Here is a 24,800-nt window from a genome sequence, read left to right as displayed (position 1 = left end):
CAGCTGATGGCCGCCATGCAGGTGATGAGCGTGAGCCTGCGTACCCTGGTTGGACGGATTGGCGGTGGCGTCAGCCAGATTGCTGCTGCCGCCGAGCAGCTGTCGGCTATTACCGCGCAAACTAGCGTTGGTGTGCAGAACCAGAAAATGGAAACCGAACAGACCGCCACCGCCATGCATGAAATGGCCGCAACCGTGCAGGAAGTGGCGCAGAACGCCGAGCAGGCTTCCCTGGCTGCCCGTGCTGCCGATCAGGAAGCGCAACAGGGCAACCAGGTGGTGCAGCAGGCAGTCAGCCAGATTGGTCACCTGGCCACTGAAGTGGAGGAGTCAGCCGAAGCCATCGCCGCGCTGAATCAGGAAAGCGCGCGGATTGGCGGCGTGCTGGAGGTGATTCGCAACGTCGCCGAGCAGACCAATCTGCTCGCATTGAACGCCGCCATCGAAGCCGCGCGGGCTGGCGAGCAGGGCCGTGGCTTTGCCGTGGTGGCCGATGAAGTGCGGGCCCTGGCCAAGCGTGCGCAGGATTCCACCGAAGAAATCGAAGGGCTGATCGCCAGCCTGCAACGCCTGGCCAAGGGCGCGGTGGAGAAGATGGATAGCAGCCGCAATCTGACCCAACGCACTGTCACGTTGGCGGGCGAAGCCGGCGCTGCACTGGGCCGTATTACCCAGGCGGTAAGCACCATCGAGCAGATGAACCAGCAGATCGCTGCCGCCGCCGAAGAGCAGAGCGCGGTAGCGGAAACCATCAGCGAGAGCGTGACGCGGGTGCGCGATATCGGCGAGCAAAGCGCCAGCGCCAGCCAACAGACCGCAGCATCCAGCGCCGAGCTGGCGCGCCTGGGGGTTGAGTTGCAGGGGCTCGTGGCGCAGTTCCGCAGCTAAAGAGGCGCCTCGCTCAGGTCTGAAACTGCAGCACCGCGTTCTGCATGCTGCGCGCCACGCGGTCGAGAATTTGTGCTGCATCGGCCAATTCGCTCACGGTGCGGCTGTTTTGCTGCGACATCTGCGCGATATGTTCGACCTGCTGCGCCACCTCGCTGCTGGCGCGGCTCTGCTCGTCGATGGTCTGCGATATCTCTTCCACCACCTCGGCCGCGCGTTGTGCGCCGCCGCGGATTTCACTGATCGACTCACCGGCCTGACGCGCAAGGGACACGCCATCGTTCACCCGGGTAACGCCGGTTTGCATGCTGTTGACCGCCTGCTCGGTGCTGGTGCGGATACGTTCGATCATCCCGGTGATTTCCTGGGTCGATTGCGCGGTGCGTGCAGCCAGGTTGCGTACCTCATCGGCCACCACGGCAAAGCCACGGCCGGCCTCGCCCGCGCGCGCGGCCTCAATGGCGGCGTTAAGCGCAAGCAGGTTGGTCTGTTCGGCAATGCTTTTGATCACCTGGATGATCGAGTGAATTTCTTCCGATGATTCGCCGAGCGCGGTGATGGTGGCGCTGGATTCGTTGACGGCTTCGGCAATCCGGCTCATGCCATCGACCACGCCCATGATCACCTGGCCGCCGTTGCTGGCCAGGTGCTCGGAATGCGAGGAAATTTCCTGGGCATTGCGCGCGTGGCCGGCGATCTGTTCGATGTTCTGCATCATCTGTTCCATGGCCCCGGCCATGCTGCTGGCACTCTGCGACTCTTCCGTGGTGCTGCGCACGATGCTTTGCGAGGCGCCGTTGAGGCTGCGCGCGGTTTGCTGCAACTGCTCACCTTCCTGGCGGATGCCGTCGATCATCTGCCGCAGGTTGCCCTGCATATCCGCCAGTGCCTGCTGCAGTTGCCCGGCTTCATCGTTACTGTCGACGCTGATGGTGCTACGCAGGTTGCCCTGGGCAATATTGCGCGCCACTCCGATGATTTTCTCCAGCGGGCGCAGGACGGCTTTCATCAGTTGGGTGGTGAGCAGGCAGAGCAGGCAGCAGACCACCAGAATGCCGCCAATCAGCAACCAGGCTGCCTGTTGCACGGCGGCTTCGCCGTCGCTGCGAGTTTTTGCCGAGTGCGCTTCGATCAGGCCGCTGAGGGCTTCGTTCTTTTCTTCCAGATCGCCGAAGCTTGCATCGAAGGCAGCCATCTGTTGCCGTGCGGCCTGTGGGTCAGTCAGAGCCAGATTGACGATGCCCTCGGCCTGCTGAATGTAGCTGGCCAGGGCCGGTTGCGACTGGCTGATGGCCTGGCGAATATCCGCGCTGAGCGGCAGTTTGGCGTTGTCATTCAGGGTGCGGGTGAACCATTCGCTGTGTTCGCGCAGGTCATCGCGTACCTGGGTCACCGCCGCACTGTCGGCAGGGTCGATATAGAAGGCGGCGAGCACATCGGCGCGTAGTGCGTCGTGCATCATGTCGCCTTCCAGGTGGTTGCGCAGGGCGCTGACGCTCAGCTGATTCTCGTTGAGCGCACTGGCCAGGCGGGTTTGCCCCCAGAAACCGATGCTACCCAGCAGGGTGGCTGCGAGTACGCTGATAGCACCACAGGCGATCATTTTCTGCCGGATATTCATGGCTAGACTCCAACGGATAGAGGTTGGAATTCAGCCTAGACCATGCGCAGCATCTCTGTAGGGCCGGCCCATGCAGGCCGGCAGGCGCGGTTATGGCAAGTCACTGCTGGCCAGCGGCACTTTACGCAGCTCATCAGCCCAGGCTAGTAGCGGTATTTGCACCTCGGGTTGCCAGATGCGCGCCCACAGCAGCTGCAGACGCGATACATCACCACGTTCTACCGGCAAGCGCTGGATATTGTCATGCACGCGCCACTCGCCGTTTTCCAGGGTGGCGAAGTCGAAGCGGAAGGGATGAAAACCGGTCATGCCCAGGCGGATGTCGGTGACCACCAGCTGTTCGCCCAGCTGGTCATAGCGCAGCACACCATTGGTAAACCAGGCCAGCCGCGCATGCGCCGGGGAGTCGGCCAGTGCCGCAGCGAGGTGTGTGCCACGCGGGATGCGTGCGAGCTGCGGCGGTGCATCGTCAAACCAGCTGACCAGCGCCTCGTGGTAATCCTCACCATCGAGCACGATCACCCGCCACAGCAGGCTGTTGAACGGCGTGGTGGTGCTGAAGATTTGCTGAGCCTCGATGCCCTGACGCGCCAGTTCGGCTTCCACGCGTTGCTCGGCCATGTACTTACCCGCGACGGTAAAACCCAGGTACAGCGAAGAAACCAGTAAGGCCAGTGCGGGCGCCTTGGTGGCTGTCTTCTGCCCAGTGGTGTCGCGTAAGCCATAAAGCAGCCCGAGCGCTACGGCGATGCAAAGTGGCACGGTGTAGAGCGGATCGATAATAAAGATGCTCGACCATGCAGTTGGCACAGGGGTTAGCGGCCAGAGCAACTGGGTGCCGTAACTGGTAAAGCTGTCGAGCAATGGGTGGGTAATCAGCACCAGCCATACCGTCACGAACAGACGTTGGGCGGAATAACCAGGGTGGTTGCGAAAGCGTCGTGTGATCCACGTCAGGAACAGCGCGAGACCGGTGAGGACAAACAGCGAATGGCTGAAACCCCGGTGGTAGGTCATGTCAGCCACGGCGTCGCCATAATCGATGACCACATCTAGATCTGGCAATGTGCCGAGCATGGCTCCATAAAGCAGCGCCTTGCGCCCCTGCCAACGACCGAGCAGAGCGCCTTGAATAGTGGCGCCAAGTACCGCCTGGGTTATCGAGTCCATGACCGCTCTCTGGATTAAACAGGCGGCTAAGTTAGCTGAGCTGCGGGCCGTTTGCTGCGAAAAATCTCTAAAAAAGATTTCAGCCCATGTCCACGTCACGGGTGTAACCGGTTCGCCGAACCAAGCGCTAGAAGGAGGAAATGATCCGCCCCAGTACGGCCATGGCGTGTTCGCTTTGTGCGTTCCAGGGATGGCCATAGTTCAGCCGTGCGCAATTACCGAAGCGCCGGGTGGCCGAGAAGATCGGCCCAGGAGCCAGGCTGATGCCTTGGGCCAGGGCCAGTTGGAACAGGCGCAGCGCATCAACCTGTTCGGGAAACTCGAACCAGAGGAAGTAACCGCCGCTGGGGCGGGTGACCTTGGTATTGGCCGGGAAATGCCGCGCGGCCGAAGCGAGCATCGACGCCTGTTGCGCCTCCAGGGCATGGCGCAGCTTGCGCAGGTGTCGGTCATAGCCGCCGTGCTGCAAGTAATCGGCCAGGGCGGCCTGAGCTGGTACGGAGGGGGAGATGGTGGTCATCAGCTTGAGCCGGCTGATCTGCTCGGCATAGCGCCCGCCGGCCACCCAACCGACCCGGTAACCGGGCGCCAGGCATTTGGAGAACGAGCCGCAGTGCATCACCAGGCCATCGCGATCGAAGCTCTTGACCGGTTTAGGCGGCTGGCTGCCGAAATACAGTTCGGCGTACACGTCATCCTCAATCAGCGGCACCTGATGGCGCTGTAACAGTTCATACAGGGCGCGCTTCTTGTCATCAGTCATGCTCGCGCCGAGCGGGTTCTGCAGGCTGCTCATAAACCAGCAGGCCTTGATCGGCAGGCAGGCCAGGCGCTCACTCAATACATCCAGATCGATGCCGTCACGCGGGTTGACCGGTATTTCCACCGCCTTGAGCTTCAAGCGCTCCAGGACCTGCAGTGTGGCGTAAAAGGCTGGCGCCTCAATGGCCACCAGATCACCGGGCTGGGTGACCGTTTGCAGGCAGAGATTGAGCGCTTCCATAGCGCCGCTGGTGATCACCAGCTCATCCAGCGGCAGCATCACGCCGCTGACCATATAGCGCAGGGCAATCTGCCGGCGTAGGTTGGGGTTGCCCTCGGTCATATCGGCGATCACCGCTTGCGGTTGCATATCGCGCACGCTCTGCGCCATGGAGCGGGCCAGGCGCGGCAGGGGAAACAGCTGCGGGCTGGGGAAGGCCGAACCGAATGGCACGGTGCTGGGGTCTTTGAGTGAGGCGAGCACCGAGAACACCAGTTCGCTGACATCCACATCGGTGGTTTGCGCCGGCTGCTGGCAGGTTTGCGGCTCGGCCAGAGAATGCCGCGCCAGCTCGCGGACGAAGTAGCCGGAGCGCGCGCGGGCCTGGATCAGGCCACGGTCTTCCAGCAGGTAATAGGCCTGGAACACAGTGGACGGGCTGACCCCATAGATGCGGCTGGCGTGGCGCACCGAGGGCACTTTTTCGCCAGGGGCGAGCATGCCGCTGCGGATCAGTTCGGCAATCTGGTCGGCAAATTTCTCGTAGCGTTTCATCGTGTCCGTCGGTGCGCGCTGCAGATCCGCGCACTCTACGGGGAGTTGCCTGGCCATGCGACTGTCAGCGCCCGCTCGGGGAGAGAAAAATGCTCTGCGTCTGTGCCTGTTCGCTGACATCGGCCAGGTTGTGGATCGCAAAGCGCACGGGCAGGGTGCTGGTGGCGGCCTGTTGATTTTCCAGGACCACGGTCACCGGCACATCGAGAATTTCTCCGGGGTTGAGCTGCAACTGCTGCGGCGCGTCCAGGCGCATGCCAGGGCTGTCGAGCAAGCTCAGGGCATAACGCTGCGGCTGCTGGGTCTTGTTGATCACCTTGAGCAGGTAGGTGTTCTCAATCTGCCCCAGCTGGTTCTCGCGGAACATGCTGCGGTCCTTGGCCGAGTCGATGGACAGCATCGAACGCGCGCTCAAGGCCCAGACAAAGGCGGCGAGCATCAACACCAGAGCAATCCCATAGCCGATCAGCCGTGGCCGTAGCCAGTGGGTTTTGCCACCTTGCAGTTCGCGCTCGGAGTGATAGCCGACCAGGCCTCGGGCATAGCCCATCTTGTCCATCACCGAATCGCAGGCGTCGATACAGGCACCGCAACTGATGCAGTCGATCTGCAGGCCATCGCGAATATCGATACCGGTGGGGCACACCTGCACGCACATAGTGCAGTCGATGCAGTCGCCCAGGCCCTCGGCCTTGTGGTCGCTGTCCTTCCTGCGTGGGCCACGGCCTTCGCCGCGCTTAGCGTCGTAGGCCACCAGCAGAGTGTCATCGTCGAACATCGCACTCTGGAAGCGCGAGTAGGGGCACATATGCACGCAGACCTTCTCGCGCAGCCAGCCAGCGTTAAGGTAGGTGGCGGCCATAAAGAACAGCACCCACACCAGCGTGCCGCCGTCCAGTTGTAGGTGCAGCAGGTCGCTGGCCAACGGGCGGATCGGCGTGAAATAACCGATAAAGGTCAGCGCCGTGAGCAGACTGACGCCCAGCCAGATCGCGTGCTTGGCGCTACGCCGCGCCAGCTTGTTCAGCGACCAGGGTGCGGCATCGAGCTTGATGCGCTGATTACGCTCACCTTCAGTGACTTTCTCAGCCCACATAAACACCCACGTCCACACGCTCTGCGGGCAGGTGTAGCCGCACCACACCCGCCCAGCCACCACGGTGATGGTAAACAGGCCAAAGGCGGCAATGATCAGCAGCGCCGAGAGCAGGGTGAAATCCTGCGGCCAGAAGGTTGCGCCGAAGATGTAATAGCGGTGCTCGGCCAGGTTCCACAGCACCGCCTGGCGGCCGTCCCAGTCCAGCCAGGCGGTGCCGAAGAAGATCAGAAACAGCAGGCCGGCACCGTACAGGCGCAGATTGCGAAAGCGGCCGCTAAAACTGCGGGTATGGATAGGTCCGCCGGCTTGGGACGGCGTCAGGCGGATAGGCTGGCGCGGGTCGATGGTCTCGATGATCTGCGCGGGAATTCGTTCGCTCATTACGGGCCTCGTCGGGCTTTATCAGGCGAGGCGCATGATGCGAGCGCAGCTGTTTGGATAACAGACTCAGGTTTTCCAATAAAAAACGGATCAGATGGCTGGGCACCGATACGCTATGTGCCGCTGCGTGGTCTGTTACTGCCTGGTTATCACGCTATCTCAGGGCGCTGCCGGCTAATTGCGCTGAGCGTGCTGCAGATATGTGTCGCAACCCCGTCGTAGAGCGTCAGCACAGGCCTTGTGCTGGCTTCAACAAAAACAATTCTCCAGCGAAACCTGAACTGCCTGTCAGAACGACAGTTGGAGAATTCTTATGAACACCTGGTTTGCCAACCTTAGCGTCACCCGCAAGCTGGCTCTCGGCTTCGGCCTGGTGCTGACCCTGACTCTCGCCCTGGCATGGGTCGCCTGGACCGGCCTGGGCAGCGTGATCCAGCGCAGCAGCTGGATGAGCGATATCACCCAGCTCAACACCACCCTGACCAATCTGCGTATTGCTCGCCTGCAGTTCATGCTAGCCAAGGGCGATGCCGCGAGCAGTGAGCGCGTGCTGAGCAACCTCGATATCTATTTGCAGCAGCAGAAGAAGCTGCTCGGCAGCTTTACCAATCCGGTCAACGTCAAGCTGCTGCAGGAGCAGGATCGCTATAACCAGGATTACCAGCGTTCGCTGAGCGGTATGCGCGCCGCCTACGCGGCAGCCGATACTGCACGGCGCGAGGTGGCAAGCGAGACGCAACAGCTCGGCGAATTGCTGGGTACCATGCAGCGCAGCGTTGAGGTGCTGCCGGAATACGACGGCGGCCGTTTTGCCCAGTTGCAGGCGCTGACCCGCACTCAAGGCGAGTTGCTGAGTCTGCGCTACCTGCTGGAGCGTTATGACAGCGTCCCGGATGCGCAAACCGAGCAGGCGCTGGTTGAGCGCATTGCCGCCGCCCGTAGCAGCCTTGCACCACTTGAGCAGGCCTTCGGTGCCGGACAGCAGGATGCACTACGCCGTATCGCGACGGCCTTGGGCCAGTATGAGGCGACGCTGCAGGCGTTCAAGCTGGCCACTGGCGATATCGCCCGCACTCGCCAGGAAATGACCGCGCAGCAGGGCGAAATCGTGCGTATCAGCGAAACCCTGTATCAGTTCCAGATGGACCGTCTGGCCATCGAGAGCGCCCAGGCGCGTAGTCTGCAAATCGGCGCCACGTTGCTGGCAATGCTGTTCGGCGTGCTGGCTGCCTGGGTGATTACTCGGCAGATCACCCGTCCGCTGCAGGACACTCTGAGCGCGGTGCAGCGCATTGCCGATGGTGACCTGACCGCCACTGTGCAGGTCGACCGCCGTGATGAGATGGGCCAGCTGCAGCAAGGCATCCAGTATATGGCCGCGACCCTGCGTGAGTTGATCGGCGGCATCCGCGATGGCGTGGCGCAGATCGCCAGTGCTGCGGAAGAGCTGTCGGCGGTGACCGAGCAGACCAGTGCCGGTGCCAATAGCCAGAAGAGCGAAACCGATCAGGTGGCTACCGCCATGCATGAAATGTCGGCCACTGTGCAGGAAGTGGCGCGCAACGCCGAGCAAGCCTCGCAGGCTGCCAACGAGGCGGACGGCCAGGCGCGTTTGGGTGATCAGGTGGTGGGCGAGGTGATTGCTCAGATCGAACGCCTGGCCGCCGAGGTCAGCCGCTCCAGCGAGGCCATGAATGGCTTGCAGCAGGAGAGCAACAAGATCGGCAGCGTGATGGACGTGATCAAGGCGGTGGCCGAGCAGACCAATCTGCTCGCCCTCAATGCCGCTATCGAGGCCGCGCGCGCAGGCGAAGCCGGTCGCGGTTTTGCCGTGGTCGCCGACGAAGTACGTGGCCTGGCCCAGCGCACGCAGAAATCCACTGAGGAAATCGAAGCGTTGATCGCCGGTCTGCAGAACGGCACCAAGCAAGTGGCAGCGGCGATGCGCAACAGTTGCAGCCTCACCGACAGCAGCGTCGAGCTGACTCGCAAGGCCGGCGACTCGCTGGGCAACATCACCTATGCGGTGTCCAACATCCAGTCGATGAACCAGCAGATTGCCGCAGCCGCCGAGGAGCAGAGTGCGGTGGCCGAGGAAATCAGCCGCAGCATCCTCAGCGTGCGCGACGTCTCCGAGCAGACCGCCACCGCCAGCGACGAAACCGCCGCCTCCAGCGCCGAGCTGGCGCGCCTGGGCAATCAGCTGCAAACGCTGGTCAGCCGCTTCCGCGTTTAACGGACAAACTAGCAGGCCGTGGCAACCCGCCACGGCCTCTGGCATTTTCCGCCACTTCATCAGCAACTAAGCCCATAACCGCTTGGCAACCTGAGCGGGCAGTTGTGCGGTGTTCGCGTTATCCTGAGCGTCCTTTTCTGTGCTGAAGCCTGTCCATGCTGGTTATCTCCAACAGCGTTCACCTGCCTGACGATGACGTCGAACTGACTGCCATCCGCGCCCAGGGCGCGGGCGGGCAGAACGTCAACAAGGTGTCCAGTGCGATCCATCTGCGCTTCGACATTCAGGCATCCAGCTTGTCGCCGTTCTACAAGGAACGACTGCTGACGTTGCGCGACAGCCGTATTACCGCCGAAGGGGTGGTGGTTATCAAAGCTCAGCAGTACCGCACCCAGGAGCAGAACCGTGCCGATGCTCTGGAGCGTCTGGCCGAGCTGATTCGTAGCGCCGCCAAAACTGAAAAAGCCCGTCGTCCGACCAAGCCAACCCTGGGCTCGAAAAAGCGCCGCCTGGAAGGCAAGAGCATTCGCGGCACGATCAAGGCAGGGCGCGGCAAGGTCGATTTCTAGTTACCGAGCGGGCTCAGTGACCAGCGACGAATGCGGAGCTGTCGCTGCTTGGTTGCGGCAGTGGGTTTTTGCGATCCAGATGGCCGCTCCAGACCGTCAGTGCGTAAGCCACTAGTACCACCAGGCCGCCAATCCAGGCGGTATGGACCAGCCCCAGATGGGCGACAATCAGCCCACCACCCCAGGCGCCGCCGGCGATGCCGAGGTTGAAGGCGGCAATATTCAGGCCCGATGCCACGTCGACGGCCTGCGGCGTGTGATGTTCGGCCTGGCGCACTACATACACCTGCAGGCCCGGCACGTTGCCGAATGCCACCGCGCCCCAGAGCAATACGGTCAGCAGCGCCAACCATGGGTTGTGGGCGGTAAAGGTGAGCATAAATAGCACGGCGGCGAGCAGCAGGAAGATGATTTTCAGTGCGCTGATCGGCCCACGCTTATCCGCCAGTTTGCCACCCCAGATATTGCCGAAAGCCACGGATACGCCATACACCAGCAGCACAAGGCTGACGCTTCCAGCGCTGAAACCGGCGAGGTCTTGCAGGATCGGTGCAAGAAAGGTGAAAGCGGTAAAAGTGCCGCCGTAGCCAATGGCCGTCATCGCATATACCAGCAACAGGCGTGGTTGTTTGAGCACCTGCAGCTGCTGCAGAACCGAGGCCGGTTTGTTGTGCTGAATGTTATTGGGCACATACAGCAGGCTGCCGACAAAGGCGATTACGCCCAGGGCGGATACGGCGAGGAAGGTTTCGCGCCAGCCGAAATGCTGACCGATAAAGGTGCCCAGCGGCACACCAGTCACCAGAGCCACAGTCAGGCCGGTAAACATGATCGCAATCGCGCTGGCGGCTTTCTCTTTGGGCACCAGGCTGGTAGCGATGGTCGAACCGATGGAGAAGAACACCCCATGAGCGAGGCCGGTAACGATGCGCGCGATGATCAGTGATTCATAACTCGGCGCTTGCCAGGCCAGCAGGTTGCCAGCGGTAAACAGCACCATCAGGCCGAGCAGCAGGGCCTTGCGTGGCACTTTACCGGTGAGTGCGGTAAGCAGTGGCGCGCCGATGGCCACGCCGAGGGCGTAGAGGCTGACCAGCAGGCCGGCGGAGGGTAGGTTGACGCCGAGGTCGGCGGCGATGGTGGGCAGCAAACCGACGATCACAAACTCGGTGGTGCCGATGGCGAAAGCGCTCAGGGTGAGCGCCAGTAGGGCGATGGGCATGCTAGAGGCTCCAAGGGAAACTGTGTGGGGCGCAGTCTCACCGGATCACTGATGCCGAAAAATAGGGTATTCAGCACAATATATTTGACTAATATGCACGAATGAAAACGACCCTCGATGAACTGCTGGCCTTTGTCAGCGTGGTGGACAGTGGCTCGATCAGTGCCGCCGCCGAACAGCTGACGCAGACAGCCTCAGGCGTTAGCCGCGCCCTGAGCCGGTTGGAAGAAAAGCTCGATGTCACGCTTCTGCGCCGCACTACGCGGCGTTTGGAGTTGACGGAAGAAGGCCAGGCTTTTCTCGCCCAGGCGCGCAAGATTCTCGATGCGGTGGAAAGCGCCGAAGAGCAGATGAAGGTGCGGCGGCAGAAGCCAGCAGGGCGTTTGCGGGTGAATGCTGCGGCGCCTTTTATGCTGCATGTGGTGGTGCCGCTGGTGGCGGGGTTTCGGGCGCAGTACCCGGACATTCAGCTGGAGTTGCACAGCAGTGATCAGATTATCGACCTGCTGGAACAGCGCACCGACGTGGCCATCCGCATCGGTGCGCTGCGCGACTCCACTCTGCATGCGCGGCCGCTGGGCAGTAATCGCCTGCGCATTCTCGCCAGCCCGTCCTACCTCAAAGCCCATGGCACACCGAAGACCGTTGCCGACTTGGCCCAGCACAGCCTGCTCGGCTTTACCCAGCCAGACAGCCTTAACCAGTGGCCGCTGCGTCATCCGTTGGGCGACTCGCTGAACATCAGCCCCAGCCTGAGTGCTTCCAGCGGCGAGACCTTGCGTCAATTAGCTTTGAGTGGTGCAGGGATCGTTTGTCTGGCGGATTTTATGACCGCCGCCGACCGCGCCAGCGGCGAGCTGGTGCAACTGTTGCTGCGCGACACCGTCGAGGTGCGCCAGCCTATTCATGCGGTGTACTACCGCAACACCGCGCTGGCGTCGCGCATCACCTGTTTTCTTGATTACCTGAGCAGTCAGCTGACTGAGCCTGTGCAGACGGGCTAAGCGTTTTGCTGTCTTGGTAGTTGCGGGCTGGCTCGCGCATTGACGTAGCTGCGCAATATCGCGGTCAGGTTGCTCCTACCTTGCCACTGCAATCACCTGATCTGGATTTAATTCGATATTTTTTGGCGCGCCTGTCGATTGGCCATTGTGCTGTTCGACTACTTTATAGAACCCAGCCTTGGGTTTGCGGTCTGCCATTACATACCCGGACAAACCCCTGGCGGCAGGCTGATCAATCAATTACGCGAGGACAGCGGCATGCGTTTTATGGTGATAGTCAAGGCAACTGCAGATTCCGAAGCCGGTTTTATGCCCAGCGAGGAGCTGCTGACGGCGATGGGGCGTTACAACGAAGAGCTGGTTGAGGCCGGCGTGATGCTCGCCGGCGAGGGCCTGCAGCCCAGCAGCAAAGGCGCGCGGGTGAAGTTCTCCGGCAGTCAGCGCAGCGTCACGGATGGCCCGTTTATCGAAACCAAGGAGCTGATTGCCGGTTTCTGGATTTTTCAGGTGGCGTCTCTTGCGGAGTGCATCGAGTGGGTCAAGCGTTGCCCTAATCCGATGCCCGGCGATAGCGAAATCGAGATCCGGCAGATTTTCGAGGCCGAGGATTTTGGTGACGAATTCACCCCAGAGTTGCGTGAGCAGGAAGAACGCCTGCGCGCGCGGCTTGAGTCGTAAAACCCCAAAACCGTACTAAGGAGAGTGCAAATGAAGATTCATGCCTATTTGATTTTCGATGGTCAGTGCGAAGCGGCCTTTAACTCTTACGCCGAATGCCTGGGCGGTAGCCTGGAGCTGATGCGTTTTGGCGAAAGCCCGGAAGCCGGCAATGTGCCGGAGCAGTTTCACGACCGCGTGATGCACGTTTGTCTGACGGTGGGCGATCAGCTGCTGATGGCGTCTGACAATATGCCTGGCATGCCGTATGAGGGCATCAAGGGTTGTTCGATTTCCCTGCAGGTGGAAAACGTGCCGGAGGCTGAGCGTCTGTACAAGGCGCTGTCGGCGGGTGGCACGGTGCAGATGGAGTTGCAGCAGACCTTCTGGGCCACGCGCTTTGCCATGTTCACTGATCGCTTCGGTGTGAGCTGGATGATCAACTGCGATGTGGATGCGCAGATGGGCTAGGAAGGCGGGATTGGCTCGGCGCAGCTACGCAGTTGAACTACGCAGCTGCGCCGTTGCCGCCTAGCCGACCAGCCCGAGGGCGCGGTCCAGTTGATCCTGCGGGTCGCTGACAGCGGTGAGAAATTCATCACCCCAGCGGCGGATATCGTTGTAGTTGACGATATCGAACAGCTCGCGCAGGCGCGCCTGGGCCTCGGCCTTAGGCATGTTCAGTGCCACATAACAGGTTTGCGTCATATCCACCGGGTCATGCGGGTTGGTCAGTAGTGCGCCTTTGAGCTCGGCGGCAGCGCCGGCAAACTCCGAAAGCACCAGCACGCCACGGCCATCCAGCAGGCCTTGAGCGGCGACGAATTCCTTGGCCACCAGGTTGAGGCCGTCGCGCAGTGGGGTAATCCACATCACGTCAGCCATGGCGTACCAGGCGCTGACTTCCTCGAACGGCAGGCTGCGGAAGAAGAACTGCAGCGGCGTCCAGCCGATGCGGGCGAAGCGGCCGTTGATGCGGCCCACGGCCTGCTCGATCTGCCCTTGCAGTTCGTCATAGATGGTCATTTCCTTGGCCGCCGGCACGCACACTGTTACCAGGGTGACCTTGCCGAGCAGTTCGGGGTTTTCTTCCAGTAGGCGCTCGTAAGCGTTGAGCTTTTCCAGAATGCCTTTGGTGTAGTCGAGGCGTTCCACCGAGAGAATCAGTTTGACCCCGGCAAGTTCGCTGCGCAGACGTTCCATCATTTCCCTGATCTTCGGCGCGGCCAGGGCGCTGCGTACTCGCTCGATATCCAGGCCCACCGGGTGGGCGCCGAGTTTGACCACGCGGTTGCCGGTGTCCACGGCGGTGGTCATGCGCTCCAGGCCCACGGCGCAGCCATAGGTGATAAAGCGTGGTGCGCAGTTCTGTCGGCTGACGGTTTGCAGCGGCATCACGCCGCGTGCGGCATCGACGAAGTTTTCCACCTGGCGCGGGATATGAAAGCCGATGTAGTCGCACTGCAGCAGGCTGCCGATGATCTGCCGGCGCCAGGGCAATACGTTGAACACATCCGCCGAGGGGAAGTAGGTGTGGTGGAAGAAGGCGATGCGCAGGTCCGGGCGCAGCTCGCGCAGATAGCCGGGGACCATCCACAGGTTGTAATCGTGCAGCCAGACGGTGGCGCCTTCGGCGGCTTCCAGGGCGGTGCGTTCGGCAAAGGCGCGGTTGACCTTGAGGAACACCTGCCAGTCGTCTTCACGGAACTGTGCGCGCTCCCAGAAGGTGTGCAGGGTCGGCCAGAAGGCTTCCTTGGAGAAACGCTTGTAGAAGATGTCGACCTCTTCCTTGCTCAGCGCCACCCGTGCGGCGGTCAGCTTCGGGTAGCGTTCGGCATCCACGGTGGTGTGGCTATCGAAGGTTTCGCCGCTGTTTTCGTCATGCTCAGCCCAGGCCACCCAGGAACCGGCGCGACCATCGCCAAAGAAGCTCAGCAGGGTCGGAATAATGCCGTTGGGTGAGGTCGGGCGGCGGCGTTGCAGCTTGCCATCGGCACCACGGAATTCTTCATAGGGCAGGCGATGGTAGACCATCACCAGATCGGCTTTGCCTGGGTCGGCTACTTGCTTGCCTTCGGCAGCGATGCCCTGTTTGCCGAGAAAGCCAAAGTGCACAAAGGCTTCAAGAATGCCGCCGCACCCGGCGCGTTCGGCGTGGAATACTCGCGAATATTGCCGCGTGGCCTGCAGCAGGCCGTCTTCGGATTCGCCCACACACACGCCCTTGAACTGGCCGCTGAGCATGGAGAGGTCGTTGAGCGTGTCGCCGGCGGTCAGCACCTGGTCGTTGTCCAGTTCCAGCCAGTCGATCAACGCCTGCAGGCTGCTGCCCTTGTTAACGCCCTTGGGCAGAAAATCCAGGTAGCGCTCGGCCGAGTAGAGCAGGTCACAGCCCAGGCTCTCAGCGACTTCCAGCAGGGCTGGATTAGCCGCTTGCTCCGGGTCGCAGAAGTAGGAGCAGCGGCGCACCTGCGGTACGTCCTGGCGCTCCAGGGCAAAGCGTTCGATGGCGCTGGCAACCTGGCTATCGCCGGGCCAGAGGGCGTCCACCGCGCTTTGCAGCGGCTGGATTGGCTGCAAGGTGTCGCCGTGCACCAAGCTGGCGCCAACGTCGGAGATGATGAAATCCGGTTGCGGCAGGGTCGGGTCTGCCAGCAGTGGCAACACTGACTCCAGGCTGCGGCCGGTGACGTAGGCCAGGCGGATTTCCGGGTGGGCGGCGATGGTCTGATAGAGGCTCAGGCGATCCTTGGGATCGCCGCCGAGAAAGGTTCCATCGAGATCGGTGGCAAGTAACATGCGCTGTCTTCCTGTCCAGTTAAGTGGGTGCAGTGACGCGCCGACAAAAGCCGACGAGCTATGGACGATTGCGCCATGGGGCGTTCGTCTCTTGGTTTACCCCGGCATCTGCGGCGCCGGGTTGGGCGGGTCCTCATGTGAGTCAGTTGGGTCAGTTGGGTCTGGGTCGTCTGTGGGCGGTGCATCGGGCATCAGCTCAAGCACCGTGTGGCTGGTTCGCAGCATGGGCATAAAGTGCCCGGCCGGTGCGCTGACCAGGTCGCTGACATGGCGCAGACGGTACAGCGTGTAAGCTGCCAGCAGGCCGAGCGTGGCGGCGAAATACAGCGGCAGTGCCTGGGCGCCTAGGTGCTGCATCAGCAAGCCGGCGAGCAGCGGGCCGCACACTGAGCCAATGCCGTTGACCATCAGCAGGCTGCTGGAGCCGGCGAGGATTTCATCGCTGTGCAATTGGTCGATTAACTGCGCCACGGCAATCGGGTAGATGGCAAAGGCCAAACCGCCCCAGATAAATATCAGCCCAAGCAGCAGGCGACCGGCCGGCAACAGGCTCATCAGCACGGCGACCACTACGGCCAGCGCCACCACCCAGAACAGCACCAGACGGCGGTCGTGTTTATCCGAGTAGATGCCAATCGGCCATTGCAGCAACGCGCCGCCGAGAATCGTGCTGCTCATCAGCAAACCCACGCCGGTGGCATCGAAGCCGTTCAGGCTGGCGTATACCGGCGCCATACCCCAGAACGCGCCAAGGGCCAGACCGGATAAGCCAGCGGCGGCCAGCGCCAATGGGGCTATACCGGCGATCTGGCGCAAATTGGTGTGCAGGGTATCCGGCACGCTGGGCTGGATCTGCCGGGTGAGGGTTATGGGCATCAACGCCGCGCTGATGAGCATGGCGGCCAGCACGAACAACACGAAGTCACTCGGCGACGCCAGATTGAGCAACTGCTGCGCGGCGGCCAGCGCGCCGAGGTTGACCGCCATATACACGGCAAACACCTGGCCGCGTTTGTCGTTGGGCACCTGGGCGTTAAGCCAGCTCTCGATCACCATATACAGGCTGACCAGCGCCAGGCCGTAGAGCACACGCAGGCCCAGCCAGACCCACGGGTCGACGATCAGCACATGCAGCAGGGCGGTGATGGCAGCGAGGGCGGCGCAAAAGGCAAACGCACGGATATGCCCAACGCGGCGGACCAGCGGAATCGCCAGCCAGGTGCCAAGGAGAAAACCGACAAAGTACCCGGACATAATCAGGCCGAGCATCGAGGTGGAGTAGCCTTCGGCGACGCCACGCAAGGTCAGTAGGGTGTTGAGCAGGCCATTGCCGAGGAGGAGTAAAGCAACCCCACCGAGCAACGAGCTGATAGGGGCAATCAGGGACCACATGGCGAACTACCCTAGGGAACTATGCCGCTGAGTGCAAGCATGAAGGGTGCCAGTGCTTAGCCAGGTAACGAATTAAGATGTTGTTTTTAAACAGTTAATTTTATAGATAAACGGTCTTTTGATTTTTCCACGCATTACCTGTGCGTGCGCCGAGGGCGCTGAAACGTCGTGCTGCACCAATACTGCTCGCGCTCCGCCCTAGGCTTCCTTCGCGCTTACAGGGCTTCCCGCGAACCGGTAGAAGGTTGCTGGGTGTTGTTTTCCGCACTCTTGCTGTCCGGTATGCCAAGCAGGGCAATCGGCTCCAGGGCTGAACTGTTCTGGCTGATGCGTTCGAGCAGCTGGTTGATCGCTTCACGATCGCGACTGTTGCTCAGGTGCTGATCGGCGGTTTCCTGCACGCTGCGCACATGCCGTAGCAGATCGGTTTTCTGCGCAGCACGCAGCGGCTGGTAGAGCAGGTTCTTAAAGGCTTGCAGCAAACCGATCAGCACACTCACATCGGCGCAGCCGTAGTGACGAATGGGGCCAAATACCCGTTGCAGTAACTCATCCAGCGAGAGTTCATAATGCAGCAGACGTGGCGGGCCATCGTCCGCCAGGGTGACATCCAGGTCCGGCAACGCCAGGCGTTTGCTGAATAACACGCTGAGCAGGTCGATGGCGGTAATCGCCGTGCCGGGGTCGTTGATGCCGGGGCTGAGCGCCTTGACGGCGATTTCCGACATCTGCGTGCAGCCAAACAGGTAGTGGGTGTGCGCGTATTCCTCGAGAAAGAAATCGAAGCAGTCGAGCAGCGCATCGCTGATTGCCGAATCGACCTCACGATTGAGCTTGAACAACGGCCGGCCACTCATCACGAAGAACCCACGGTGGATCATCACGGTCATGCGCAGGTCGTGCTCACACAGGATGCTGTTGATCGTGTTGACGTTGAGCTCTTTGAAATAACCGCTGCGTTGCGCGCAGACCTCCTGCCAGTTTTGCTCCTCTGGCCAACTGGGCAGGTTGTCGATAGCGGCCAGCTTGGCTGCGCGCGCGGCGAGTTTCGCCAGGGTGGTGTGGTACAGATTGTTGAGAATGTACTCCACTTGAATAGAGCGGGAAATCGAGTGGATAAAGTGCACAAACAGGCCCAGGCAGGCGATGCCCATCGCCAGTGCCATCAGTACACCGAGGCTGGGTACCTGGGCCGAGTTGTCCAGTTCAATCGTGGTGATCAGCAGCAGCGAGAAAAGGATGGTGCCGAGATAGAAACCCAGGGTCTTCTGGTGGCTTTTATCGCTGATCAGGCCGGGCACTACGCGCGGTGACAGCGCGGCAGCGGCATTGTTGAGCACCACCATGACCATGGAGAAGCTGAACACCATCAGTGAGAGGATGCCGCCGACCAGCGTGCCGAGAATCAAGCGGGCATTGTCGGCATTGCGCACCAGGCCGACATCAATCTCGTCTTTGAGCGACATCATCCAGGGCTGGTATTCGATGCTCATGCTCAGCAGGCACAAAACGAAGAAGCCCAATGCGATCAGCGTCGGGTAGAGGGCCAGGCTGTGCAAGATGCGCTGGTACAGGCGGAAGGCTAAATTCAACAAGCGGGCCACGGGCGTCTCGGTGCGATGGGCGTGCGGCGACTATAGCAAGCTTATCGGCACATGCTGCTACCAGAGCCCCAGCGCTGTGCGGGGCTCTGGTGCATGTCAGTCACTGCAGACGCGCGAAATGGCGCTGGCCAACTGATCCAGTCGCTCAGCATCGAGCCCGGCCATATTCGCGCGGCCGCTGCCGACCATATACACGCTGAACTCATCGCGCAGGCGTTGCACTTGGACCGGCGACAGGCCGGTGTAAGAGAACATGCCGCGTTGCAGCGCAATATGCGCAAAACGCTCGCTCAGACCATACGGTTGCAGGGCTTCAACCAGGCCGCCGCGCAAGCTGGCAACGCGCTGGCGCATGGCGTCCAGTTCGCTGACCCACAGGCTGTGCAGTTCAGTGTCAGCCAGGATGTTGGCGACCACTGCCGCGCCGTGAGCCGGCGGGGTGGACCACAGATTGCGCGCGATAAAGGCCAGCTGGCTGCGCACGTCCTGCAGTTTTGTCGCCGTCTCGGCGCAGACGATCAGCGCTCCAGTGCGCTCGCGGTACAGACCGAAATTCTTCGAGCAGGAACTGGTGATCAGCAACTCAGGCAATTCCGCGGCAAACAGGCGTACAGCAAAGGCGTCCTGCTCCAAGCCATCGCCAAAACCCTGGTAGGCGAAGTCGATCAACGGCAGCAGCTCGCGGGCTTTGACCACTTCCAGTACGCGCTTCCAGTCACGTGGGGTGAGGTCGAAGCCGGTAGGGTTGTGGCAGCAGGCGTGCAGCAGCACCACATCGCCTTTGGGCACATGGGCGAGGGCGGCAATCATTGCCTCGACATTCAGCTGGTTGTCCGCGCCGACATAGGGGTAATGACCAACACGCAGGCCGGCGGCAGCGAAGATGCTCTCGTGGATCGGCCAGGTCGGGTCACTTAGCCAGATGCCACGGCCCGGCAGGCAGTGGGCGATAAAGTCCGCGCACAGACGCAGCGCCCCGGTGCCGCCAGGTGTATGGGTGGCGCCAGCGCGTTCAGTCAGCAGCGGGTTGTCCACACCCAGCACAAGCTGACTAAGCAGACTGCCAAATAATGGGTCGCCGTGGCCGCCGATATAGCTTTTGCTGGTTTCGCTTTCTACCAGCCGCTGTTCGGCAAGTTTGACCGCCCGGGGAATCGGCGTCAGGCCCTGAGCGTCCTTGTACACGCCTACGCCGAGGTCGAGCTTGGCCGGGTTGCGGTCAGCGCGGTAGGCGTCCATTAGGCCGAGAATCGGATCGCCCGGCACTCGCACAATGTTGTGGAAATGGCTCACTTGCGGCCCTCGGCGCTGGCGGCGAGTACATCGGTGCGTGCGGCCATGATGAAGTCATTACGGTGCAGGCCGCGCATTTCATGGCTCCACCAGGTCACGGTGACCTTACCCCATTCGGTGAGCAGCGCCGGGTGGTGGCCGACTTCCTCGGCGATGGCGCCGACCGCGTTGGTAAAGGCCAGGGCATGGCGGAAGTTGCGGAACAGGTAAACCCGCTCCAGCTCCATATGGTCGCCGCGCACTTCGATGTTCCAGTCCGGAATCTCGCGGATCAGTTCGGCCAACTCTTCATCGCTGACTTTCGGCGCATCGGCGCGGCAGGCTTCGCATTGGGCTTGGGCAAGGGACATGGGGATTCTCCAAGGGTCAAAAGTGGGCCGTAGGATGGGGGCGGGCCATCCTACAAAGGTTATGCCGCTTTCGGCGGAAACTTCGGCGCATGCAAGCCCAGGCGCATGGCTTGCTGCACCATGGCCATGATGTCTTCATGGGCCAGTTCGAACAGGCGCTTAAGCTCGGGCAGCACAAAATACAGCGGCTGCAGGATGTCGATGCGATACGGCGTGCGCATTGCCTCGATTGGATCGAAGGCCAGGTGCTGCGGGGTATCGGACAGGCAGTAGAGGGTTTCCTTCGGTGAAGAAAGGATGCCGCCGCCGTAGATGCGCTGCCCCTGGCTGGTGTCGAGCAAACCGAACTCGATGGTCAGCCAGTACAGCCGCGCCAGGTACACGCGCTCTTCCTTGCTGGCGGCCAAACCGAGCTTGCCGTAGGTGTGGGTGAATTCGGCGAACCAGGGGTTGGTCAGCAGCGGGCAGTGGCCAAAGATCTCGTGGAAGATATCCGGCTCCTGCAGGTAATCCAGCTCTTCAGGTGTGCGGATAAACGTCGCCACCGGGAATTGCTTGCTGGCCAGCAGCTCGAAGAAGGTCTGGAAGGGAATCAGCGCCGGCACCCGCGCCACGCGCCAGCCGGTGGTGGCTTGCAGCACCTGGTTGATCTCGCCGAGCTGCGGAATACGCTCATGAGGCAGACCGAGCTGCTCGATACCGTCCAGGTATTCCTGGCAGGCGCGGCCTTCGATCACCTTGAGTTGGCGGGTAATCAGGGTATTCCACACCTGATGCTCGGCTTCCGGGTAATGGATAAAGCCACTGTCATCCGGTTCGCGCGCCAGGTATTGCGTGCTCTTCATCGCTGCCTCCTGCTGGGGCTTTGTTGTTTTATTGGACTCAGGAATACGCCAGTCGCTGCGCTTATGCAGCCCAGAGCTGAACCTGATGCAGGAGGAAAAGGCGGTTATTTCGTAAAGAATTGGTTACGTGTGCGGCGGTGTGGCGAACTCTCGTCTTGCTGCTGCGCTGATCTGTCACATATTCTTGACAAATAATCCGCCGCCTTCGTCGATTGTTCGCCGTTGGCCGGCCATAACAAGACCCACAAGAGCCCTGCCATGCGTATCAAAGTCCACTGCCAGAACCGAATTGGCATCCTGCGCGACATCCTCAACCTGTTGGTCGAATACGGCATCAACGTAGCCCGTGGCGAGGTCGGTGGCGAGCAGGGCAACGCCATCTACCTGCACTGTCCGAACCTGATCAACCTGCAGTTCCAATCGCTGCGGCCTAAGTTCGAGGCGATTTCCGGGGTGTTCGGCGTCAAACGCGTCGGCCTTATGCCCAGCGAGCGCCGTCATCTGGAGCTGAATGCGTTGCTCGGTGCGCTGGATTTCCCGGTGCTGTCCATTGATATGGGCGGCAGCATCGTTGCGGCCAACCGCAGCGCGGCGCAGCTGCTCGGTGTGCGGGTGGATGAGGTGCCGGGGATTCCGCTGTCGCGGTATGCCGAGGATTTCGACCTGCCGGAGCTGGTGCGCGCCAACAAGTCGCGGATCAACGGCCTGCGGGTGAAGGTGAAGGGCGATGTGTTTCTCGCCGATATCGCGCCGCTGCAAACCGAGCATGAAGAGAGTGATGCCATGGCCGGCGCGGTACTTACGCTGCATCGAGCGGACCGTGTGGGCGAGCGAATTTACAACGTACGCAAACAAGAGCTGCGCGGCTTCGATTCGATCTTCCAGAGTTCCAAAGTGATGGCCGCCGTGGTGCGCGAAGCGCGGCGTATGGCTCCGCTGGATGCACCGTTGCTGATCGAGGGTGAAACCGGCACCGGCAAGGAGCTGTTGGCCCGCGCCTGCCACCTGGCCAGTCCGCGTGGGCAGTCGCCATTTATGGCGCTGAACTGCGCCGGCTTGCCGGAATCCATGGCCGAAACCGAGCTGTTTGGCTACGGCCCTGGCGCCTTCGAAGGTGCGCGGCCGGAAGGCAAGCTTGGCCTACTGGAGCTGACCGCTGGCGGCACGCTGTTTCTCGATGGCGTCGGCGAGATGAGCCCGCGTCTGCAGGCCAAGCTGTTGCGTTTTCTGCAGGACGGCTGCTTCCGCCGGGTCGGCAGTGACGAGGAGGTGTACCTGGATGTACGAGTGATCTGCGCCACCCAGGTGGATCTGTCCGAACTGTGCGCCAAGGGCGAGTTCCGTCAGGATCTGTATCACCGCCTCAACGTGCTCAGCCTGCATATCCCGCCGCTGCGCGAATGCCTGGATGGCCTGCCGCCGCTGGTGGAGCACTTTCTTGATCAGGCCAGCCGGCAGATCGGCTGCCCGCTGCCCAAGCTGGCACCAGTGGTACTGGATAAGCTCGGTCACTACCACTGGCCGGGTAATGTGCGCCAATTGGAGAACGTGCTGTTTCAGGCCGTTTCGCTTTGCGATGGCGGGGTGGTCAAGGGCGAACATATCCGCCTGCCGGACTACGGCGCGCCGCAGCCGCTGGGCGAGTTTTCGGTAGAGGGCGGCCTGGACGAGATTCTCGGGCGCTTTGAGAAAGCCGTGCTGGAGCGTCTGTTCCATGACCACCCCAGCAGCCGTCAGTTAGGTAAGCGCCTCGGTGTGTCGCATACCACTATCGCCAACAAGCTGCGTCAGCATGGCTTGGGTAAGGAATAGCGGGCCTTTAGCCGTAAGGGCTGTTCGCAGTTACGAACCCTCTACTGGATCAGCCCATCGCCGAAAATTTAGCGCTAGAGTGTGCTGATCAGCTTATGACCTGATGGCCCAGCAGCAAGGATTGCCATGCCCAACATAAACCGCAGCGATGCCCAGCAACGTGCCGATGAGATCGGCGTTTTCAACCGCGAATTGGCGCGCCTTGAGGCCGAGCAGGTGTTGAACCTGAGTGACAGCCAGCGCGCCAGTCTGCATGGCTATCAGCAGCAATTGCTTAACCGCTATCTGGCGGCCTTCGATATTGATCACGATATTCAGGCCCGGCAATTGTCGCTGGGGATGCGCATTGCCTCGTTTCTGGGTGCGTTGGCGTTGGCGGCCAGTGTGTTTTTCCTGTTCTATCAGTTCTGGGGTTTGTTCGGCACCCGGAGCCAGGTGGCGATTCTGCTGACCGCGAGCCTCGCCTCGTTCGGTTTGACGTTATGGGTGCAGCGCCTCGACAGCTCGGGTTACTTCAGCAAACTGGCGGCGCTGGTGGCTTTTACCTGCTTTGTGCTGAACATCGTCATGCTCGGGCAGATATTCAATATCACCCCATCGAACAACGCCTTGCTGCCCTGGGCGCTCTACGCGCTGCTGCTGGCCTATGCCTGCGGTGCACGCCTGCTGTTGGCGGCAGGGCTGAGCTGCCTACTGGCCTTTGTCGCGGCGCGCATCGGTAGCTGGGATGGCATCTACTGGCTGGGGTTTGCTCAGCGGCCGGAGAACTTCATCCCGGCGGCGCTGCTGATTTTCGTGCTACCGCTGCTGATTGATCAGCGCCGTTTCGATGGCTTTGCGGTGATTTACCGGATATTTGGCCTGCTCGGGGTGTTTCTACCGGTACTGGTGCTGGCGCATTGGGGGGCGGGCAGTTACTTCGACTATCCGCCCGAATACATCGAGAATGCCTACCACGTCGGCGGTTTTATCCTCGCGGCGTTGGTGATCTGGCTAGGCGTGCGCCGTGGCTGGTCGGATGTGGTGAACACCGGTCTGAGTTTCTTTGTGATTTTCCTGTACACCAAGCTGTTCGACTGGTGGTGGGAGATCATGCCCAAGTACCTGTTCTTCCTGGTACTGGGCCTGAGTGCGGTGCTGATTTTGCTGGTGCTGCGGCGTTTGCGCAGTCGCCATGGGCTGCTGGGAGGTGTGTAATGAACAGGGAGCGCGTACGTTATCTAATTGCCGGCCTGGCGCTGATTGGTGTGGTCAACGCCATCATCCTCGCGGGTGTGGCCTGGAATCGCCAGCCGCCTGAAGAAAGCCGCCTGCAACTGTCCGAGCGCGAGCTGGCTGCGACCTATGCCTATTGGCGCAAGGACAACAGCAGCTTGGCGCTGCGTCTGGATTATCGCTGGCCGAGCCAGGCGGATGATGACCACTACTACCTGTCGATCAATGCCGAGAAGATGGCGGAACTGGGCTTCCATGTACCCACTGAGCTTAACGAGCAGACCGTGCGGCTTTACCGTCGTCAGCTGGACCGTGATGCACTGTTGGTGTTGGAACTCGATGGTCCGGCCTATCAGCGTGAGGTCGCGCTGATGGTTGCCGCCCATGCTGAGGCCTTGCGCTTGCAGAAGTCTGTGCCGGACAGCAAAGAGCTGCGCGAGGCGGCTCAGCATGCTGCTAATGCGCTGGATTATGAGCGGCGGCGCGCTACTCGCTTGCTGGTGGTCGATGTTGGAATGGATCAGCAGGCATTGCGCGAGCGTTACCCTGATCGCACGCGCTACGCCATTGTGCGCAGCATCATCGAGGTGCAGGCCAGCAGCGTAGCGACTGACTGGGATGGAGAGGGCGATGACCCGCGCCCGGATAACCAGCGCTGGACCTGGCAGCTCGGCGGTTCGGCCGAAACCCCAGGGGTGCAGAGCCTCAATCTGCCGCATCGCTGGCATGCAACGTTCGACAGCCTGCCGCAGCAGGATGAGCAGCCCGGCGTTGATTACCCGAGTTATCAGAAGCTGTTTAGCGCCGATGTTGCCTTTGGCCGCAGGCTGGAGCCCTGGTTTGTTGATTTAAGCGCCCGGCAGGTGAGCGCGCCGCAGTCTACGACCAAGGTGCAATAGTGCAGCACAGTGTGCTGGGCGAAAGTGGCGGCGTTCCAATCCTGCGTGGTTTGGATGCAAGCGTTTCTCCATTCCTCTCCCTGGAATGATTTGGGTAGGCGGTCAGATGACCGCCTTTTTTTTGCTCGCGATTTCCCTCTGCAACCATTGTCGTAGAGCGTTAAGACCATGGTCGAATGGCTCAAAGGTGGGGTCCTGGCTACAAAA

19 protein-coding genes and 3 pseudogenes are annotated in these 24,800 nt (G+C 61.3%); 10 read left to right on the top strand and 12 right to left on the bottom strand.

What is annotated here, in order from left to right; translation table 11 throughout:
* Positions 1-6: 6 nt before the first annotated feature.
* A complete protein-coding gene (locus RHP75_RS21285; RefSeq protein ID WP_409079735.1) occupies positions 7-888 on the top strand; it encodes a methyl-accepting chemotaxis protein in 882 nt (293 codons plus the stop codon).
* A gap of 13 nt (positions 889-901) precedes the next feature.
* Here RHP75_RS21285 and RHP75_RS21280 read toward each other — a convergent pair.
* The 5 genes and pseudogenes from RHP75_RS21280 to ccoG form a co-directional block, all read right to left on the bottom strand.
* A pseudogene (locus RHP75_RS21280) lies at positions 902-1,498 on the bottom strand (methyl-accepting chemotaxis protein); the annotation flags it as partial.
* 306 nt (positions 1,499-1,804) lie between these two features.
* Positions 1,805-2,491, bottom strand: a pseudogene (locus tag RHP75_RS21275) (methyl-accepting chemotaxis protein); the annotation flags it as partial.
* A 108-nt stretch (positions 2,492-2,599) separates the two neighbouring features.
* On the bottom strand, positions 2,600-3,679 hold the full coding sequence (locus tag RHP75_RS11190) for a metal-dependent hydrolase (protein WP_311088252.1): 1,080 nt from the start codon (positions 3,677-3,679) through the stop codon (positions 2,600-2,602).
* Between the two features lie 127 nt (positions 3,680-3,806).
* Positions 3,807-5,216, bottom strand: a complete 1,410-nt coding sequence (gene mapR, locus RHP75_RS11185) for a GntR family transcriptional regulator MpaR (protein WP_311088251.1) — start codon at positions 5,214-5,216, stop codon at positions 3,807-3,809.
* 64 nt (positions 5,217-5,280) lie between these two features.
* The gene (ccoG, locus tag RHP75_RS11180; RefSeq protein WP_311088250.1) at positions 5,281-6,696 is read right to left on the bottom strand and encodes a cytochrome c oxidase accessory protein CcoG; all 1,416 of its coding nucleotides are present in this window, start codon (positions 6,694-6,696) and stop codon (positions 5,281-5,283) included.
* Positions 6,697-7,009: 313 nt separating this feature from the next.
* Between ccoG and RHP75_RS21270 the strand changes: the two are divergent.
* From RHP75_RS21270 to arfB, 3 genes and pseudogenes are all read left to right on the top strand, one after another.
* A pseudogene (locus tag RHP75_RS21270) lies at positions 7,010-8,029 on the top strand (methyl-accepting chemotaxis protein); the annotation flags it as partial.
* A 9-nt stretch (positions 8,030-8,038) separates the two neighbouring features.
* Positions 8,039-8,932 carry a methyl-accepting chemotaxis protein gene (locus tag RHP75_RS21265; RefSeq protein WP_409079734.1) on the top strand — a complete coding sequence of 298 codons (894 nt, stop codon included), beginning with the start codon at positions 8,039-8,041 and terminating at the stop codon, positions 8,930-8,932.
* 155 nt (positions 8,933-9,087) lie between these two features.
* Entirely contained in the window at positions 9,088-9,501 is a 414-nt protein-coding gene (gene arfB / locus RHP75_RS11170) for an alternative ribosome rescue aminoacyl-tRNA hydrolase ArfB (protein WP_311088248.1), read from the top strand.
* A gap of 13 nt (positions 9,502-9,514) precedes the next feature.
* Here arfB and RHP75_RS11165 read toward each other — a convergent pair whose 3' ends face one another.
* Positions 9,515-10,723 (bottom strand): MFS transporter, encoded by a 1,209-nt coding sequence (locus RHP75_RS11165; RefSeq protein ID WP_311088247.1) that lies wholly within the window; start codon positions 10,721-10,723, stop codon positions 9,515-9,517.
* A gap of 101 nt (positions 10,724-10,824) precedes the next feature.
* Here RHP75_RS11165 and RHP75_RS11160 point away from each other — a divergent pair, with 101 nt between their 5' ends.
* From RHP75_RS11160 to RHP75_RS11150, 3 genes are all read left to right on the top strand, one after another.
* Positions 10,825-11,727: a LysR substrate-binding domain-containing protein gene (locus RHP75_RS11160; protein WP_311088246.1), complete on the top strand. Its 903-nt coding sequence runs from the start codon at positions 10,825-10,827 to the stop codon at positions 11,725-11,727.
* A gap of 258 nt (positions 11,728-11,985) precedes the next feature.
* A complete protein-coding gene (locus tag RHP75_RS11155) occupies positions 11,986-12,405 on the top strand; it encodes a YciI family protein (protein ID WP_311088245.1) in 420 nt (139 codons plus the stop codon).
* A 30-nt stretch (positions 12,406-12,435) separates the two neighbouring features.
* Positions 12,436-12,855 (top strand): VOC family protein, encoded by a 420-nt coding sequence (locus tag RHP75_RS11150; RefSeq protein WP_311088244.1) that lies wholly within the window; start codon positions 12,436-12,438, stop codon positions 12,853-12,855.
* Between the two features lie 60 nt (positions 12,856-12,915).
* On the opposite strand, the gene ggpS is transcribed toward RHP75_RS11150, so the two are convergent.
* The 6 genes from ggpS to phhA all read right to left on the bottom strand — a co-directional run bounded on the left by ggpS (position 12,916) and on the right by phhA (position 20,667).
* Positions 12,916-15,183 (bottom strand): glucosylglycerol-phosphate synthase, encoded by a 2,268-nt coding sequence (gene ggpS, locus RHP75_RS11145; protein WP_311088243.1) that lies wholly within the window; start codon positions 15,181-15,183, stop codon positions 12,916-12,918.
* Positions 15,184-15,279: 96 nt separating this feature from the next.
* Entirely contained in the window at positions 15,280-16,575 is a 1,296-nt protein-coding gene (locus RHP75_RS11140; protein ID WP_311088242.1) for an MFS transporter, read from the bottom strand.
* A 215-nt stretch (positions 16,576-16,790) separates the two neighbouring features.
* Complete coding sequence (locus RHP75_RS11135) at positions 16,791-18,179, bottom strand: DUF2254 domain-containing protein (protein ID WP_311088241.1); 1,389 nt, start codon at positions 18,177-18,179, stop codon at positions 16,791-16,793.
* Positions 18,180-18,275: 96 nt separating this feature from the next.
* Complete coding sequence (locus RHP75_RS11130) at positions 18,276-19,472, bottom strand: amino acid aminotransferase (RefSeq protein WP_311088240.1); 1,197 nt, start codon at positions 19,470-19,472, stop codon at positions 18,276-18,278.
* A complete protein-coding gene (locus tag RHP75_RS11125; protein ID WP_037056381.1) occupies positions 19,469-19,822 on the bottom strand; it encodes a 4a-hydroxytetrahydrobiopterin dehydratase in 354 nt (117 codons plus the stop codon). Before RHP75_RS11125 ends, RHP75_RS11130 begins: the two co-directional genes overlap by 4 nt.
* A 59-nt stretch (positions 19,823-19,881) precedes the next feature.
* Positions 19,882-20,667, bottom strand: a complete 786-nt coding sequence (gene phhA, locus RHP75_RS11120; RefSeq protein WP_269381189.1) for a phenylalanine 4-monooxygenase — start codon at positions 20,665-20,667, stop codon at positions 19,882-19,884.
* Positions 20,668-20,925: 258 nt separating this feature from the next.
* On the opposite strand from phhA, the gene RHP75_RS11115 reads away from it, so the two are divergent.
* From RHP75_RS11115 to RHP75_RS11105, 3 genes are all read left to right on the top strand, one after another.
* Complete coding sequence (locus tag RHP75_RS11115) at positions 20,926-22,479, top strand: sigma-54-dependent transcriptional regulator (protein WP_311088239.1); 1,554 nt, start codon at positions 20,926-20,928, stop codon at positions 22,477-22,479.
* Between the two features lie 126 nt (positions 22,480-22,605).
* Positions 22,606-23,676, top strand: a complete 1,071-nt coding sequence (locus tag RHP75_RS11110) for a DUF2157 domain-containing protein (RefSeq protein WP_311088238.1) — start codon at positions 22,606-22,608, stop codon at positions 23,674-23,676.
* Entirely contained in the window at positions 23,676-24,593 is a 918-nt protein-coding gene (locus RHP75_RS11105) for a DUF4824 family protein (RefSeq protein WP_311088237.1), read from the top strand. The genes RHP75_RS11110 and RHP75_RS11105 overlap by 1 nt, the downstream gene beginning before the upstream one ends.
* Positions 24,594-24,800 lie beyond the last annotated feature (207 nt).

This window comes from Pseudomonas sp. SG20056, assembly GCF_031764535.1.
In the GTDB taxonomy this organism is placed as follows: Bacteria; Pseudomonadota; Gammaproteobacteria; order Pseudomonadales; family Pseudomonadaceae; genus Aquipseudomonas.
Note: the sequence above shows the minus strand (reverse complement) of the source record. Positions and strands in the feature narration are given on the sequence as shown.